The organism is Paraglaciecola polaris LMG 21857 (genome assembly GCF_000315055.1).
Taxonomy (GTDB): domain Bacteria; phylum Pseudomonadota; class Gammaproteobacteria; order Enterobacterales; family Alteromonadaceae; genus Paraglaciecola; species Paraglaciecola polaris.
The window spans coordinates 1-14977 of record NZ_BAER01000127.1; the positions used below are offsets into that span (position 1 = coordinate 1).

Below are 14977 nucleotides of genomic sequence, written 5' to 3' on the forward strand. Positions count from 1 at the left end.
AATCTAGCCAACGAAGACAGAAGATTGACAGAGTATTCAAATGTCGTTGCCGCCAAGGACAAGTTTGCCACTGATGAAGAGCGGCAGCTACTACTCGCGGTAAAAAACGGAAACCGACAGGCATATCATCAACTGTATCACCAGTATATTGGGCAGGTATATGCCCTGTGTTATCGCCTAACGGGTGATAAATCCTTGGCTGAAGATGCGTCACAAGAAGTGTTTATTCAGCTGTGGCGCAAAATTGGGGATTATTCAGAGCAGAGTAAGTTTTCCACTTGGCTGCATACAGTCACGTCGAACATTACGATTTCGTATATTCGCAAGCAGCGTGGGTGGGTACAGCGCATGTTTAATCTTGAGGACTCAAGCGCGGCGAATGACATCGCAGAGCCCTCAACTGGCGAGGTAGATATTGAAAAATACGTTACACGTTTGCCCGAACGGGCAAGAATAGTATTTGTGTTGCACGCTATTGAAGGGTATCGCCACGAAGAGATTGCTCAAATGACGAATATGGCAGTGGGATCCAGTAAGGCTCAATTCCATCGAGCGAAAAAGCTGTTAGAGGAGTGGATGGGATATGCGTAAACAAGATTTTGAACAGACACTGCAAGATAAGTTGGCAGAGCTAGATGCGCAAAAGCAACCGGAGCGAGATTTATGGCCCGGGATTGAACTTGCGTTAGTTAAACAACAAGATGATGAGAATAACGTGCGCATTCTTAATGGGCGTGATGGTCATATCAAGCAGAGTGATGGTCATATCAAGCAGAGTGATGGTATCGGCCGATGGGCTCTACTTGCCGCTGGCATAGTCATGGTTGCGTTGCTGAGCTGGAAAGGCTTGATGCCCAGTGAGCCAATGATCACAGGAAACGATTTGGTTGCCGCGCTAAGTGCCCAACATGCAGAGCAAAAAAGCGCTTTGTTAGTGCAATATGAAGGGCAAACAGCATTAACTAAAAATTGGCAACAACAATTAGTCGAGTTAGATAGTGCGGCGCAAGCGATTAAAAAAGCACTTGAGAACGAACCAAACAATATGGCTTTGTTGAAAATGCTGCAAAGCGTACATCAGCAACAAATAAATTTAATTGAGCGAGTGCATTCACCTAAATGGTCGCAGATCTAGCTGAAATGTATGGGAGTACGAAGATGAGAAAATTATTATTGGCTGCGTTATTCACTGGGGCGAGTATGTTTGCTGGCGTCGGTATGAGTGCTTTTGCGGGAGAGCAGGTCGACCAAACGGTGGCGGCTAATGCCAAAGGTTACGTGGAAATTGAGCACGTAAATGGCCGGGCTGAAATAATTGGCTGGGATAAGCCCCAGGTACAGGTAAAAGGCACTTTGGGCGAGCGTACAGAACGCTTTATTTTCGAGCGTCGTGGCAATGAAGTCATTATTAAAATCAAAGTGAAAAATGGTCAGCGAGGCGGTTGGGGCCATAAAGATGAGGATGAGCTGGTGATTTATGTGCCGAATCAAAGTCGGTTGAGTTACACCGCCGTCAATGCGGATGTTTCCCTAAGTAATATCACCGGCGGCGTCAGTGTCGAAACAGTCAATGGCGATATAAAAGCAAAGCAACTTGCTGGGCGCTTGCGCTTAGAGTCGGTCAATGGCGATATAAATGCGGATGACTTACAAGGTGATGTGACTATTGAAACTGTTAATGGTGATATCCGGTCGCGCAGCAGCAAGGGACGCGAGGATAAATATGAAACGGTTAACGGTGATGTAAATGTTGAGTCTAGCAGCCAAGAAGTAAAAGCAGCCACAGTCAATGGTGACGTTAAACTCATCATGCAGACGGTGGAGTACGCTAAATTGGAAACGGTGAATGGCGAACTGAATGTTGATCTAACCTTAGCCAAAGGAGGGGAGGTAACGGCAACAACCGTTGGTGGTGAAATAGCGTTACGTTTTACGCAAGAGGTATCAGCGCTATTTGATATTCGTGCTCACGCAGGCGGCAAAATAGTCAACCGACTGACCAATGATAAAGTGCAAAAAGATAAATATGGTCCAAGCAGTTGGTTATCAACCAGCACAGGTCAGGGGCAAGGAAAGGTCTCTGTCTCTACCGTAAATGGCCGAGTGAGTATTTCGAAGGAGTAGGCCGTACTAGCAGCAACCATGCGCGCAAGAAAGTACAGGTGGATTGCTGCTAAGAAAATATGGTTAAGCGACACGCTCCACAGACAAATGCGCAAGGCCAATTAATGCTTGTTTGTAGGTTGAATCGGCAATCGGTGTTAATGCCTCAATGGCTTGTTGGCAGGCATTAAGTGCCTGCTGTTTGGTATAGGTCAAGGCGCCGGTCTCTTCAATCGCACTGAGTATCGCGCTTAGATTGTCCATACCATTTCCCTCTTCAATAGCTTCCCTAATTAAAGCCGATTGTTGTGGGGTGCCATGCCACATGGCATATAAAAGTGGTAGGGTCGGTTTGCCTTCAGCTAAATCATCCCCCATGTTTTTGCCCATATCTTCACTGTCGGAGGCATAGTCCATTATGTCATCTACCAGCTGAAAGGCTGTACCTAAGTACTTACCATAATCTTGCATGGCGTTTTCGATATCAGTGCTTTGCTTGGTCAGTACTGCGGATAATAACGTCGCGGCTTCAAACAAACGCGCAGTTTTACTGTAAATGACCTGCATGTAACTTTCTTCACTGGTATCAGGGTCGTTGCAATTCATCAACTGCAGTACTTCGCCTTCCGCAATGACATTCGTGGCATCGGATAATATTTGCATGACGCGCATGCTGTCCAATGTGACCATCATTTGAAATGAACGGGTATAAAGGAAGTCACCAACCAATACGCTGGCCTGATTACCAAATACTTCGTTTGCGGTTTCGCGACCTCGGCGCATGGTCGATTCATCTACTACATCGTCGTGTAATAGCGTGGCGGTGTGGATGAACTCGACGATCGCTGCAAGTGTATGGTGCTGCTCGCCTTGAATGTCTAAGGCGCGTGCTGCCAAAACAGTTAACAGCGGACGTAAGCGTTTACCGCCGCTGTTGACAATATAAAAACCTAATTGATTGATCAGCGAGACATCTGAATTCACCTGCTTTTGGATCAATTGATTGACCGCGAGCATATCTGGCTCAGCGAGGGAAAGGATGTTGTCTAAATCCATACTTAAATTTCAGCTCTTACGTAAGGTATTAATTAGCGTGCGATTTTACAGAAATTGCACAGGGTATCCAGTAGACATTATGTAACAATTGCCCGCAAAGACACGTAGAATATGTGTTGCTGCATATTTGAGCAAATAAATTGAATTTGGTACTTGCGACCACTGGATGCTTCACGTACAATTCGCGCCCTGTTTTTGAATATATAGCGCTACGATATAAGCGCAGAGCGGAGTTAATTATGTACGCGGTTTTCCAAAGTGGTGGCAAACAACACCGTGTGGCTGAAGGCCAAACCGTTCGTCTTGAGAAGATCGAAGTGGCTCTAGGTGAGTCAATAGAATTCGCTGAAATCTTGATGGTGAGCAATGGTGAAGACGTTAAGATCGGTACGCCTTTTGTTAGTGGCGGAAAAGTTACAGCTGAAGTAGTAACGCATGGTCGTGGCGACAAAGTTAAGATTGTTAAGTTTCGTCGACGCAAGCATTCACGTACCCAAATGGGTCACCGTCAGTGGTTCACGGAAGTGAAAATCACTGGTATAAGCGCTTAATAGGAGTTTCAACTAATGGCACATAAAAAGGCTGGTGGTAGTACTAATAACGGTCGTGACTCAGAAAGTAAACGCTTAGGTGTTAAGCGCTACGGTGGTGAGTCAGTTTTAGCAGGTAACATTATTGTTCGTCAACGTGGTACTCGTTTCCACGCAGGTAACAATATGGGTATCGGCAAAGACCATACTTTGTTTGCTTTATCAGACGGTAAAGTTCAATTCGAAGTGAAAGGTCCTAAAAACCGTAAATTTGTAAGTATCGTTGCTGAATAATTAGCAGCTATACATAAGTTTAAAAGACCCCGCTTGTGCGGGGTTTTTTGTTTGAGAAGCCTACCTTCATATGTATGAAAGGACGGGCAAACGCGCTGAGTTGTGGTGTGATGCCGCAAATAGCGAAGTAGTATAAACTCTTTATACACTTTACCTGAAAGTTGAGTTAACGATGAAATTTGTAGATGAAGCTGAGATCCGCGTAGAAGCGGGTGATGGCGGAGCCGGTACGGTTAGTTTTCGCCGAGAAAAATATGTTCCAGATGGCGGCCCGGACGGCGGCGATGGCGGCGATGGTGGTAGCGTATACCTAGTCGCGGATGAAAACCTAAACACGCTTATCGATTATCGCTTTGAAAGATTTCATCGTGCTGAGCGCGGTAAAAATGGTAGAAGTGCTGATTGTACTGGTCGTAGAGGTGTGGATCTTGACGTGATGGTGCCAGTAGGCACACGTGCCACAGACACTGAAACGGGCGAATTACTGGGCGATTTGACCAAGCATGGTCAACGTCTTAAAGCTGCCCAAGGCGGTTTTCACGGTTTAGGTAATGCACGCTTTAAAACCAGTACTAACCGAGCGCCTAGGCAGAAGACCTTAGGCACCCCTGGTGACGTACGCATGCTCAAGCTTGAGCTGATGCTACTTGCTGATGTGGGGTTATTGGGCATGCCCAATGCCGGTAAATCTACCTTTATACGCAGTGTATCGGCGGCCAAGCCTAAAGTAGCTGATTATCCTTTTACTACTTTAGTTCCTAATTTAGGTGTTGTTCGTTTAGATGCCATGCGTAGCTTTGTTATCGCCGATATTCCTGGCTTGATAGAAGGGGCATCTGAAGGCGCTGGCTTGGGGATCCAATTCCTTAAACATCTGGAACGCTGCCGTGTATTACTGCATTTAATTGACTTGATGCCAGCGGATGGTTCTGACCCTGTGGATAACGCCAAAGCCATTGTCGCCGAACTGGAAAAATACAGTCCTAAATTAGCCGCTAAACCACGTTGGTTAGTGTTTAATAAAACTGATCTGATGTTCGAAGATGAAGCGCAAGACTTGTGTAAAGAGATTGCACAAGCGATGGAATGGGAAGGTGATTATTATAGCATCTCAGCCGTTCAAGGTAAGAACACCAAAGAGTTGTGTATCAAAGTAATGGAATTCATCGACACCTTGCCGGCCGAGGTTATAGATGAATCGGAAGACGAAGACGTGGGCTTTAAGTGGGATACCTATCATAAAGAGACGGTTGAAAACTACGAAGATGATGACGACTTCGACGACGATGATGACGATTTTGATGGTGATGATGATTTCGAAGTTGTGTACCAAAAATAAATATATATTAATCGGTTAGTTAGGCATGGCTTAGCTAACCGAAGTAATTGCGTGCCTTTGGTAGTAATAGCGGTATCAATGTATGTGTAAGGGAGTAGGTAAATGGCAAAAATTGCCTTGATTGCTGCAATGGCAAACAAACGAGTAATTGGTTTAAACAACCAGATGCCGTGGCATATGCCCGCTGATTTACAACACTTTAAACGAGTGACTCTGGGTAAGCCGATTATTATGGGTCGCAAAACATACGAGTCTATCGGCAGAGCACTGCCTGGTCGCCTGAATATCGTTATTACTCACGACCAGGCTTATCAACTTGCCGATGCAACCGTTGTGAACAGTTGTGATAACGCAATTGCAACGGCTACGTCACACTTAAGCCAGCAAGGATTAAGTGACGAAGAGCAAGAGATAATGGTGATTGGCGGTGGGACTGTGTATCAACATTTTTTACCTTACAGTCATTGCCTTTACTTAACTTTAATAGCCCTTGATACCCCTGGGGATACCTATTTCCCTGATTACTCTGACGATGGGTGGCGTGAAGTCAATGTTGAGTCGCATGAGCCTGATCATAAAAACCCTCACTTTTATCAATTTGTTACCCTTGAGCGGTAGTGACTAAGTCGACGGTGTAATCTGGCTTCGCTCTTTCAAAAGGGTAAATGTATACAGGTAACCATATATCGCGCTAAATATGATGCTTGGCAATATAGTCAGTAGTAAATTCGGTGTTTGATTTAGTAAATTCACGCCCAAGGCTAAGCCTCCTTGTATCGTGATAGGAACAAGCGGCGCAAGCAATGTGCCGGGTATTGCCCTTGAACTAAGTTTTGTTGCTGCGTTATCTAGCGCATGATTAAACGTTTTGAATATCGCGATATTTTGTCTTGTTTTGGCGTGAATTGAGCACAAGATAGGCACAACGAAGATCAATGATAGGTTGCGATTACCGAAGTGACTAACCGATTTTCCCAACGCGAAGGTAAATAATATTGTGACGCTAGCACTGAGCGTTCCTTGCACCAACGCCGAGCGCAGAATATCCCCACTGTTGTCAGTTACTAAGCTATTGGCCCAAAAGGTCCAGGTGAAATAAAACCCAAAGGCGACTAAAGCTGAAATGACTAATCTGATTGTGGATGACATATTCATTACCTTGTTTAAAGTAATTATAAGACCTCGCTATTGTTTTCTATCTTTCGTCCCCCATTTTGTTATCTTAAGAATTCGCATTATTTAACGAGATTGGAGAACATATGAGTACAGTAACTTTACAGGGCAACCCTTTTAATACCGTAGGCGTGTTACCGAGTGTTGGTGAAAGTGCAGCAGATTTCCGTTTGGTTAAAACTGATCTATCTGAAACCACATTGGCTGATTATAAAGGGGCACGCTTAGTACTCAATATTTTTCCGTCGGTGGATACAGGCACATGTGCCATGTCAGTGCGCAAATTTAATGAGCAAGCCAGCAGCTTAGTAAATACTAAAGTGTTGTGTGTATCAGCTGATTTGCCTTTTGCTGCCGCACGTTTTTGTGGAGCAGAAGGAATAGAAAATGTGGCTACAGGTTCTAGCTTCAGAAGTTCGTTTGGTACCGAATACGGTGTTGAGTTCGTGGATGGTCCGTTAACTGGATTGTTGTCGCGTTGTGTGGTTGTTTTGGATGAAAACGGTAAGGTTTTATACACAGAGCAAGTATCTGAAACGGCTGATGAGCCTGACTATGCTGCTGCTATCGCGGTACTCTAGTTATTAATATGACCGTATAAATTTTATTAGTAGCGTAAAAGCAACGAGCCGCAATGCGGCTCGTTTTAGGCGATTACTCACGTAAATCTGTAATTAAACAGGTACTACGTTGTTCGCACATGGGCCTTTAGGGCTCTGTCCAACTTCAAACTCAACCGCTTGGCCGTCATTCAAAGTTGCGTATCCACCACCGCTTTTAATTTCTGAGTGATGAACAAATAAATCTTTTCCGCCGTCTTCTGGAGTAATGAAACCGAAACCTTTGTCTGCATTAAACCACTTAACTGTACCTTTACTCATAGTCTACTCTACTTTGTTTGAAATATTGTTTGCAGAAACCTGCGATAGGCATTGTATAGGTTATTTTTCCGTAAATCCGCTCAATTCCGCGTTTACTTAAATTTTTTGTTGATTATTATAGATTTTTTTCTTCTTAATGCGTCAGGTATATTTTTATTACTCGTCAGTTTTAACGATGCTCCGCCGTTTACTGAGAGGTAAATTCCTGTTTTGGTGGCATAGGTTCCAAGGACAGGCGTTAGACAAAATCGATGAAGATATTGGCGGTTAGACGACCTGATGCAGGGTCTTCATTAATGTCTTTATCAGAGGCGATCAATCCGGAGTGTAATAAATTACCTGGGTAAATAAGCAAACGATTTGGTCTATAGTCGATTTGAGAATGTAAGGTAAATTGTTCCGTGGAAGCCGTAATATACCCAGCAGGGGGTTGGGCCACGTTATTAATAAAGTGGGCAGCCGAACTTAAATATTGACGTTCACGCACTGGCGTAATGCGTTCGAAGCCCGTATTGTTGTCCCTGAAAAAACCTGTTCCACCATGATGTCCAGGGTTTACGTAATGCAATAGTGCAAAATAAAAGGGGCTGACAGCGTCAAAGTGAGGGATGCGTTGCAAGGTCGAGAGCGCATGACTAGGTGTGCTAATCAAAGAGTAGTAGCCCGCTTGATGCTTGAGCTGCAGATGTTGAGGTATGTGATGAATTTGGGCGACCTGTTTATAGATCGACTGCAGTACCTCGATAGTATAATCCCTCGGGAGGTCAGCACGTGCTCCCGGATAAAAACCGCTGTTTTGCCGACTAAAACATTGATTTTGACAGGCATCTGCTGCTAATTCACGGGGAGCTAACAACACATCATCAATGACGATAATAGGCGTCTGCTCCCGCCCAACCTTAATCACCTTAACCGTTTTATTTGCATTGACAGTGAAAGGTAATGTCATAAAGTGGGAATGTTTGTTTGGCAGTAGTGTCGTATAAAGTCATTCACATTTGGCCAATTAGCGACTTTACGTTTTACGTTCGATTTGATGTTATCTAAAAACTGCTTGAGTTCCTCATCACTCATAATATCAACGATAGGGTGATATTGTTGAGGTGTAATACCTTGACCTAGCATCACTTGGATCCAAGAGGTTTCGCCAAACAACTCTTCAGCTTTTTTAAAGACCTTACCTGTACTTTCGAACAAATCCATTCGGTGACGTAGTGTATCTGGGATAGGCATGTTCTTACAATAACGCCAAAATGGCGTATCAGTTCGCTGGGTTTGGTGATAGTGCAAAATAATGAAGTCTTTGATGTCATCAACATCGGCGCGGCTTTGGGCGTTAAATTCGTTTACATCCGCTTGTGCAATTCCATTCGATGGGAACATCAGCATCAAGCGCACAATGGCTCTTTGAAAAAGGTGAATGCCAGTTGATTCTAATGGTTCTATAAACCCAGAAGAGAGGCCAACTGCAATACAGTTTTTGTTCCAATGTTTACGCCGTGTGCCGGTTTTATATTTTATCACTCGAGGTTCGTTGAGGAGCTCTCCCTCAATGTTCGCTAACAAGGCTGCTTTTGCTTGGTCATCACTCATGTATTTGCTACAAAATACTAAGCCATTACCCGTTCTATTTTGCAAAGGAATGCGCCATTGCCAACCTGCGTCACGAGCGATTGAACGAGTATATGGCACTGGATTAGGTTTGGCAGTGGTTTGCACTGCTACCGCGGAGTCGCAGGGTAGCCAATGGCTCCAATCTTCAAACCCAGTGTGCAAAGCCTGTTCAATTAATAATGCTCGAAAGCCAGTACAATCAATAAATAAATCGCCCTCTATCACCTCACAAGAGGCGAGGGTAAGTGCGCATATATCCCCTGAGTTGTCATCTAAGGTTACGGTTTCTATTTTGCCTTCAATACGTTTACAGCCATGTTGCTCGGCGATTTTTCGTAGGTACTGGGCATATAAGCCGGCGTCTAAATGATACGCGTGGTTTTGTTCTTGATTAGCCAGTACGGCAAATCGGCTCTCACGACAGGCTAAATGCTCGGGTATATAATCACCTATTTGTGTCACCATGCCTTTTTGTTGGCCTTTCAACCAAAAATGCTGGAAACCTGCCGCCCAACAACCTTGGCCTAAAAAGCCAAACGAATGAATGTAGTCTTGATTTTGGACCTTCCAGTTCTCGAACTGTATGCCAAGTTTAAATGTTGCATTCGTGGCCGCCATAAACTCTTGCTCGTTGATACCCAGCAAACGATGAAAAATATGCAAGGTAGGTATGGTCGCTTCGCCAACCCCTACCGTAGGAATATCGTCAGACTCAATCAGTGCAACAGATAAATTTTTACCTAATAGTTTAGAAAGAGCAGCTGCGGCCATCCAGCCTGCGGTGCCACCACCTGCAATAACGACACGTTTAATGGGTTTTTTATTCATCTGTGATTTTGTCCTATAAATGATACGGGCAAGGTGAGCTTACACTTTCAATTTGTTCAGCAGTTCCGCTCTGAGTTTTTTAGCTGAAAGTAAATCTAGGGGTTGCGATAACATGCCTTTGACTGCATCTGGGATGTGATCCAAGTCCCCAGATTGATGCGCAAAGATGTAATGATCAAATATGGCTTTCCAGGCATCACGTTGGGCGGGAGGCAGATTGCGCAAACTTAATATAGCGAGCTTCAATGCATTTTCAGGCCTTCCAAAATAGGCTGGGCTATCTCGCCACCAATGGGTCACTAATACGTTGAAATCGGTCAAACCTTCCACATGGTGCCACCACATACTAGGCAAAAATAACGCGTCCCCAGGTTCTAAGTCAGCGACTTGAGCCGCTTGCAGCGCCTGTTTAAATTTCGGGAACTTCACATAATCCGGAGCAGAAAAATCAACCAAACTAATATCCTGGCCCCCTGGTGATAGTTCCATCGGCCCCACATATAGATTTGCTATTTGCTCAGGTGGAAAAACCGTATAACGTCTTTTGCCAACGACGCAGCAGGCTAAATTGTTAGGCACATCATAATGAGCAGCAATTCTACTATGGTTACCAATCCAGATATTGGTTAATGGATTAAACTCATCCATCCCGGCATTATTGGTTTGATTAAAACCCGGTAACCAGTTATTTACGTCAGCAGAAGCCACATAAATAGTAGGGGGAGTAGGGTCGCCACGATGCGCTAATAGCTTATCTAGCACTAGGTTAAGATCGGCTTTTACGCCCTGACAATTAAAGCCCGTCATGTCGTCGTTATAGAAAACTCGGCCTTGAGTATCCGGTTCGCCGTAAGCACTAAATACAGGTTTGCCATTGTATAGACTGCGTAAATAGTTGGCGGCTTGCTCAGGCGAATCAAGCCCTGCCTCGACAATGGGCCAAGCGTTAGCAAACCCCTTCAACACAAGGGGTTCCGAGGACGATAAAACAAACTGTGGAATATCGCCAGGGCGACAATTGGTAATATGCTTAACGCTTTTTTCAACTAACGACATGGTATTTTGCTCAGTTAGGTTAGGCGCAACAGGCTGTTATAACCCTAATAATTCGTTTTTCTTATTCATTAAGGTTCTGATATTCGCTTGTGAAGCGATAGCCATATAAATGGCCTGCAAATAGCCTTTTTCATGTAGCTTACTCAATACTGCACCGTCGAGTTCGCTGAGCTTGTCTTCATTGATGGTGTAAAACCCAATCATTTGATACTTACTTTCATCATTGAGTGTGACGTCTAAGGTAAATGTCTCTAACAATTGATAGTCGACTAAACAGTCAATAAATGCAGCGCTATCTACAAAACCGTGATGTATCGCTTCCAGTATATCGGCTGCGCGGTCTACGTAGGGACTGTTACCACCATGCGTTAAAAATAAGGGTTCCCCATACTCTTGGTTCACTCGTGGGTTATCAAGATCGATGTGTAATACCCTTTGCTCCTTCTCAATTCCGTCTTCTCTAACCTTTTGTATGCCTATCAGGAAGGGCTGTCTGGCGACGGTCAAGGGAATATAGCCCGCTTGCCATTTATTGTCTTGCAAGAACAAGTTCTCTTGGTCCTGAAATCCAAATAGGGCAATGGCAAAGAATTTTCCGTTGCTGGGATCTTTGTTAAAGAAGATGGGGTAATAAGCCTGAACACTTCTGAATTCATTTGGGAAGGTAGGGGAATACCACACATTGTCACCATAGGCTGATGAGTGTTCGGTAATCACTTTTACATTTTGGTGATCGATGCTGTTAAGTAATACGTTATTTGCCATTTTGGATCCCATTACATTAATTACATAAGGCTGTGCAGGTATAGCTGCGTAAGTACTTAGTGCTATATTTCGGCTACGCCAGATTGATTAACCTAAGTTAACCGTTCCTTATATAAATGTGTACCGTAGAGGTAAGAAGAAAAAGGCCGCATGAATTAATTCAGCGGCCTGATGCAACATTTTAGAAATCGCTCAAGCTCGTCTAGAACGTGTAGCGCGCACCTAAGTTGTAGCGAGCTCCTTGTTGAGTCACGTTCAGTACTTGGTATTCAGAACGACCATGCTTGCGAATGTATTCGTCAGTCAAATTGATGGCATTAAAGAAAATATTTAAGCCTTCGACCTGAGGGACATCATAGCTAATGGTCATATCTAATTGGCTATAAGCTTCGACATATACAGGTGAAACGCCTACATCGCCTTGGTACTGAGACTCAAGGAATTCGTCACGCCAGTTGTAAGCCAAACGCACAGACCAGCCATAGTCTTCATAGAAGGCTACCAAGTTTGCTGTATCACTGATGCCTAATTCAACGTCTTGGGTGCTAGCGCCAATATCAAAGTTGTCGAATTCAGCGCCAGTGTCCACTTTAGTGTAATTGATAATGCCACCAAAACCACTTTCGCCAAATAGGTGCTGGACAGCAAATTCAATCCCATCAAATGTTGACTCACCAGATTCGTTAACCGGCGTTTCAATATCGAAAATCATCAAACTATCGGTGGCTGGATTGCCTTGAATTTCTATATTTCCATTCACTAAATTTACCAGAGGATCCGTTGCTCCATAGGTATCGTATATATATTGGCGTTGCAAAGCGCCATCCGCACCCACAGCGGCTAACGCTTCTTGCTGGTATGGACCGTTCGCAGGATTCGCAATACCCGTTGTGACTGGGATATTGTCAATGACAACGTTATTGGTGGTTGTTTTTCTGAAATACCCTAACGATACATAGCTTCCTGGGGCGTAATACCATTCTGCAGAAAGGTCAATATTGTCTGACTCAAGCGGTAACAATGCAGCGCTACCAGAGGTTCCGCTTCCCCCATCAAATCGAGCGCCTTCGTTGAGTGAAGTACCACCAATCATTTGGCTATAATTAGGACGACCTATGGTTTCACTGTAAGCTGCTCGCAACATGACATCTTCAACCACTTCAATATTGAAATTGAAATTTGGTAAAGTATGGTTGTAGCTGCCTTCTTGCGTTTGGAATTCCTGCTCGCCTGAGGAAAGCAAGAAGACTTCAGTTGTGCCATTCCATACTGCTCCATTATAACCTGGGACAGCAGAAGTCGAGGTAACATCGGTTTCTTCATAACGCAAACCAACATGCACGTCATACAGCATGTCGCCTATTTCGCCGTCATAATTATATTGGGCATAAACAGCGGTCATTTCTTCTTTGTTATATCTGTCAGTATCCGATGCGTAATCGGTTGAAGGGCAAAAAGAATTACCGCAATCGCCAACTGCTTGCACACTTAACAATTGGGCAGCTTGGTCTCTTACACCATGAAAATCAAAGGCAAAATAGGTATCCATAATTTCGTAATCTTCGCCATAAAGACCATTAAAGTCTGCGAAGTTGCCGCCACTCACATCGGTAAATTGGTTTTGAATCGATTTGCGAGGGAATAAATCTGCATCATAGGCACCCGCTGAACCTTCTCCTCCCCAGTTATTACGCTGAACGTTTTTGGTTTGGCCGCGGTTTTCCGATGTGGTCAATGATAGGCCAAAATCGATACTGCCAGCATCTTCAAGCAAATATTTACCACGAAACTGTGTCTGCTCAGTATCGGCACGATTTTTATTATTGGTAAAAACGCTTCCTGTTACGAGCATATCCGATGGCTGAATCGCGTTCCCACCGCGAATCGCAAGGATAGGGAGGTCGCCAGTAAAATCTGTTGCTGATGATGCCCTAATAAAACCAGCCATAGCGAGATTATTGCTCGAACCAAACTCATTATTAGGTGAATTTTCAGCAGAAGAATTATGATAATCCAGCTCTAAGTTCAGGTTGTCATTCACTTGCCATTCTAAGTTCAAACCTAGTGACTTGGTTTCATCGCGTGTGCCGTAATCTCCGCCACCCATAGCGATATCTTGTAAACCAACACCGTTTTCTTCGTAGTCTTCAGAATACAGTAAAGGAGACGAGATAGGACCGTCTGTCCACACGTTTTTTGAAGGTGAAAAGCCATACCATGCTGAGACATCATTAAATTGTGTATCAGTATCTTTTTTTACATAGGTGTAGTCTAAGGTCGCGGTGAGGTTTTCAACAGGACTATATTGCAAGACTAACTGAGCATTGGTTCTTTTACGCTGCTGCTCTTCAAATTTATAAGCTGTGGTTTGCGGTACCGAATAGATATCACCATCGCTAGGGCGATTGGTTTGAAATTCATCTTTAGGTACGCCGCCCCATTGTGGGTTTGCCCCTGGTGCACCACTCCAATCTTGGTCAGCTGTACCATCAAATGAGCGCCAGCCTGTGCTTACATTTGCTTGTTGATTACCACTTTCACGCTCTGAATAACTGCCTGAAATAGAGATACCAAATTTACCGTCATCAGATGTATTGGAGTAAATACCTGAAAACTCAGGCGTCACACCACCTTCATTGGTCGATGTGTCGTTAAGAGCTTGAGCACTTATGGTGGAATGCATGCCAGGGTTGTTTAATGGTTTATTGGTCAGGATATTAATTGTGGCACCAATACCCCCAGTCGGCACGGTTGCATTAGACGTCTTATAAACCTCAACGCCACTCACCCCTTCTGCAGCAATATTGGCAAAATCGAACGAACGATCACCCGTAGTCGTGGGAAGTTGACGGCCATTAAGCGTTACTAGGTTACGCTCGGGACCAAAACCGCGGACGGTTACTTTACTGCCTTCACCATTGTTTCTGTCAATGGATACACCGGTAATACGCTGTAATGATTCCGCTAAGTTTGTATCTGGGAACTTACCGATGTCTTCAGCATTAATCGCATCGACGATACCTGCCGAAGAGCGCTTTACGTCCATCGATTTAATCATGCTGCCGCGAATACCTTTAACTTGAATGACTTCTACGTCGCTCTCGTTAAGTTCTTGAGCTAGGGCTGGCGTCAGCATAGAGGCGCCTAGCAGTAATGAGATACTGGTCGCAAGGTGTGTCTTATAAAATGTTTTAGCTTTCATGTGTGTTCCCGGTTGGCGATGAACGAGTTGATTGTAAGCGCTTTCATTTCTTAATTTAAAAAATGCACTTATGTAAGCGCTTTCATTTAGGTTATGATATTTGTTAATCAAGATCAACAAATAATTAACATCAAAG

The 14977-nt window shown here is 44.2% G+C and carries 16 protein-coding genes; 8 read left to right on the top strand and 8 right to left on the bottom strand.

The genetic code is table 11. The annotated features are described in order from the left end of the window. The first annotated feature begins 24 nt into the window (after window positions 1-24). The 3 genes from GPLA_RS20170 to GPLA_RS20180 all read left to right on the top strand — a co-directional run bounded on the left by GPLA_RS20170 (window position 25) and on the right by GPLA_RS20180 (window position 2124). The gene (locus GPLA_RS20170; protein WP_007106861.1) at window positions 25-591 is read left to right on the top strand and encodes an RNA polymerase sigma factor; all 567 of its coding nucleotides are present in this window, start codon (window positions 25-27) and stop codon (window positions 589-591) included. Then, window positions 584-1135 carry a hypothetical protein gene (locus GPLA_RS20175; RefSeq protein WP_007106862.1) on the top strand — a complete coding sequence of 184 codons (552 nt, stop codon included), beginning with the start codon at window positions 584-586 and terminating at the stop codon, window positions 1133-1135. The genes GPLA_RS20170 and GPLA_RS20175 overlap by 8 nt, the downstream gene beginning before the upstream one ends. A gap of 65 nt (window positions 1136-1200) precedes the next feature. Beyond that, window positions 1201-2124, top strand: coding sequence for a DUF4097 family beta strand repeat-containing protein (locus GPLA_RS20180; protein WP_456095266.1), 924 nt, complete (start codon window positions 1201-1203; stop codon window positions 2122-2124). Between the two features lie 63 nt (window positions 2125-2187). Here the strand turns inward: GPLA_RS20180 and ispB are convergent, their stop codons facing one another. Then, the gene (gene ispB, locus GPLA_RS20185) at window positions 2188-3159 is read right to left on the bottom strand and encodes an octaprenyl diphosphate synthase (protein WP_007106864.1); all 972 of its coding nucleotides are present in this window, start codon (window positions 3157-3159) and stop codon (window positions 2188-2190) included. 239 nt (window positions 3160-3398) lie between these two features. On the opposite strand from ispB, the gene rplU reads away from it, so the two are divergent. From rplU to folA, 4 genes are all read left to right on the top strand, one after another. After that, window positions 3399-3710: a 50S ribosomal protein L21 gene (gene rplU, locus GPLA_RS20190; RefSeq protein WP_007106865.1), complete on the top strand. Its 312-nt coding sequence runs from the start codon at window positions 3399-3401 to the stop codon at window positions 3708-3710. A gap of 15 nt (window positions 3711-3725) precedes the next feature. Next, window positions 3726-3983 carry a 50S ribosomal protein L27 gene (gene rpmA / locus GPLA_RS20195; RefSeq protein WP_006990966.1) on the top strand — a complete coding sequence of 86 codons (258 nt, stop codon included), beginning with the start codon at window positions 3726-3728 and terminating at the stop codon, window positions 3981-3983. A gap of 172 nt (window positions 3984-4155) precedes the next feature. Then, on the top strand, window positions 4156-5322 hold the full coding sequence (gene cgtA / locus GPLA_RS20200) for an Obg family GTPase CgtA (protein WP_007106866.1): 1167 nt from the start codon (window positions 4156-4158) through the stop codon (window positions 5320-5322). A 102-nt stretch (window positions 5323-5424) separates the two neighbouring features. Then, on the top strand, window positions 5425-5940 hold the full coding sequence (gene folA / locus GPLA_RS20205) for a type 3 dihydrofolate reductase (RefSeq protein ID WP_007106867.1): 516 nt from the start codon (window positions 5425-5427) through the stop codon (window positions 5938-5940). A 3-nt stretch (window positions 5941-5943) separates the two neighbouring features. On the opposite strand, the gene GPLA_RS20210 is transcribed toward folA, so the two are convergent. Then, window positions 5944-6471, bottom strand: a complete 528-nt coding sequence (locus GPLA_RS20210; protein WP_007106868.1) for a hypothetical protein — start codon at window positions 6469-6471, stop codon at window positions 5944-5946. 110 nt (window positions 6472-6581) lie between these two features. On the opposite strand from GPLA_RS20210, the gene tpx reads away from it, so the two are divergent. Continuing rightward, a complete protein-coding gene (tpx, locus tag GPLA_RS20215) occupies window positions 6582-7076 on the top strand; it encodes a thiol peroxidase (RefSeq protein WP_007106869.1) in 495 nt (164 codons plus the stop codon). A 93-nt stretch (window positions 7077-7169) separates the two neighbouring features. Here the strand turns inward: tpx and GPLA_RS20220 are convergent, their stop codons facing one another. From GPLA_RS20220 to GPLA_RS20245, 6 genes are all read right to left on the bottom strand, one after another. Then, on the bottom strand, window positions 7170-7376 hold the full coding sequence (locus tag GPLA_RS20220) for a cold-shock protein (protein WP_007106870.1): 207 nt from the start codon (window positions 7374-7376) through the stop codon (window positions 7170-7172). A gap of 238 nt (window positions 7377-7614) precedes the next feature. Then, a complete protein-coding gene (locus GPLA_RS20225) occupies window positions 7615-8325 on the bottom strand; it encodes a DUF6445 family protein (protein WP_007106871.1) in 711 nt (236 codons plus the stop codon). After that, a complete protein-coding gene (locus GPLA_RS20230; protein WP_007106872.1) occupies window positions 8322-9818 on the bottom strand; it encodes a tryptophan halogenase family protein in 1497 nt (498 codons plus the stop codon). Before GPLA_RS20230 ends, GPLA_RS20225 begins: the two co-directional genes overlap by 4 nt. Before the next feature lie 39 nt (window positions 9819-9857). Further along, window positions 9858-10874: a cupin-like domain-containing protein gene (locus tag GPLA_RS20235; RefSeq protein ID WP_007106873.1), complete on the bottom strand. Its 1017-nt coding sequence runs from the start codon at window positions 10872-10874 to the stop codon at window positions 9858-9860. 36 nt (window positions 10875-10910) lie between these two features. Then, entirely contained in the window at window positions 10911-11639 is a 729-nt protein-coding gene (locus GPLA_RS20240) for a SapC family protein (protein WP_007106874.1), read from the bottom strand. Window positions 11640-11841: 202 nt separating this feature from the next. Next, window positions 11842-14841: a TonB-dependent receptor gene (locus tag GPLA_RS20245; RefSeq protein ID WP_007106875.1), complete on the bottom strand. Its 3000-nt coding sequence runs from the start codon at window positions 14839-14841 to the stop codon at window positions 11842-11844. Window positions 14842-14977: the final 136 nt, after the last annotated feature.

What these genes read in the sequence shown, in the direction of transcription:
- GPLA_RS20175 (WP_007106862.1), top strand. Translation starts at nt 584, where the DNA reads ATGCGTAAACAAGATTTTGAACAGACACTGCAAGATAAGTTGGCAGAG.
- GPLA_RS20180 (WP_456095266.1), top strand. Translation starts at nt 1,201, where the DNA reads ATGTTTGCTGGCGTCGGTATGAGTGCTTTTGCGGGAGAGCAGGTCGAC.
- ispB (WP_007106864.1), bottom strand. Translation starts at nt 3,159, where the DNA reads ATGGATTTAGACAACATCCTTTCCCTCGCTGAGCCAGATATGCTCGCG.
- rplU (WP_007106865.1), top strand. Translation starts at nt 3,399, where the DNA reads ATGTACGCGGTTTTCCAAAGTGGTGGCAAACAACACCGTGTGGCTGAA.
- rpmA (WP_006990966.1), top strand. Translation starts at nt 3,726, where the DNA reads ATGGCACATAAAAAGGCTGGTGGTAGTACTAATAACGGTCGTGACTCA.
- cgtA (WP_007106866.1), top strand. Translation starts at nt 4,156, where the DNA reads ATGAAATTTGTAGATGAAGCTGAGATCCGCGTAGAAGCGGGTGATGGC.
- folA (WP_007106867.1), top strand. Translation starts at nt 5,425, where the DNA reads ATGGCAAAAATTGCCTTGATTGCTGCAATGGCAAACAAACGAGTAATT.
- GPLA_RS20210 (WP_007106868.1), bottom strand. Translation starts at nt 6,471, where the DNA reads ATGTCATCCACAATCAGATTAGTCATTTCAGCTTTAGTCGCCTTTGGG.
- tpx (WP_007106869.1), top strand. Translation starts at nt 6,582, where the DNA reads ATGAGTACAGTAACTTTACAGGGCAACCCTTTTAATACCGTAGGCGTG.
- GPLA_RS20220 (WP_007106870.1), bottom strand. Translation starts at nt 7,376, where the DNA reads ATGAGTAAAGGTACAGTTAAGTGGTTTAATGCAGACAAAGGTTTCGGT.
- GPLA_RS20225 (WP_007106871.1), bottom strand. Translation starts at nt 8,325, where the DNA reads ATGACATTACCTTTCACTGTCAATGCAAATAAAACGGTTAAGGTGATT.
- GPLA_RS20230 (WP_007106872.1), bottom strand. Translation starts at nt 9,818, where the DNA reads ATGAATAAAAAACCCATTAAACGTGTCGTTATTGCAGGTGGTGGCACC.
- GPLA_RS20235 (WP_007106873.1), bottom strand. Translation starts at nt 10,874, where the DNA reads ATGTCGTTAGTTGAAAAAAGCGTTAAGCATATTACCAATTGTCGCCCT.
- GPLA_RS20240 (WP_007106874.1), bottom strand. Translation starts at nt 11,639, where the DNA reads ATGGCAAATAACGTATTACTTAACAGCATCGATCACCAAAATGTAAAA.
- GPLA_RS20245 (WP_007106875.1), bottom strand. Translation starts at nt 14,841, where the DNA reads ATGAAAGCTAAAACATTTTATAAGACACACCTTGCGACCAGTATCTCA.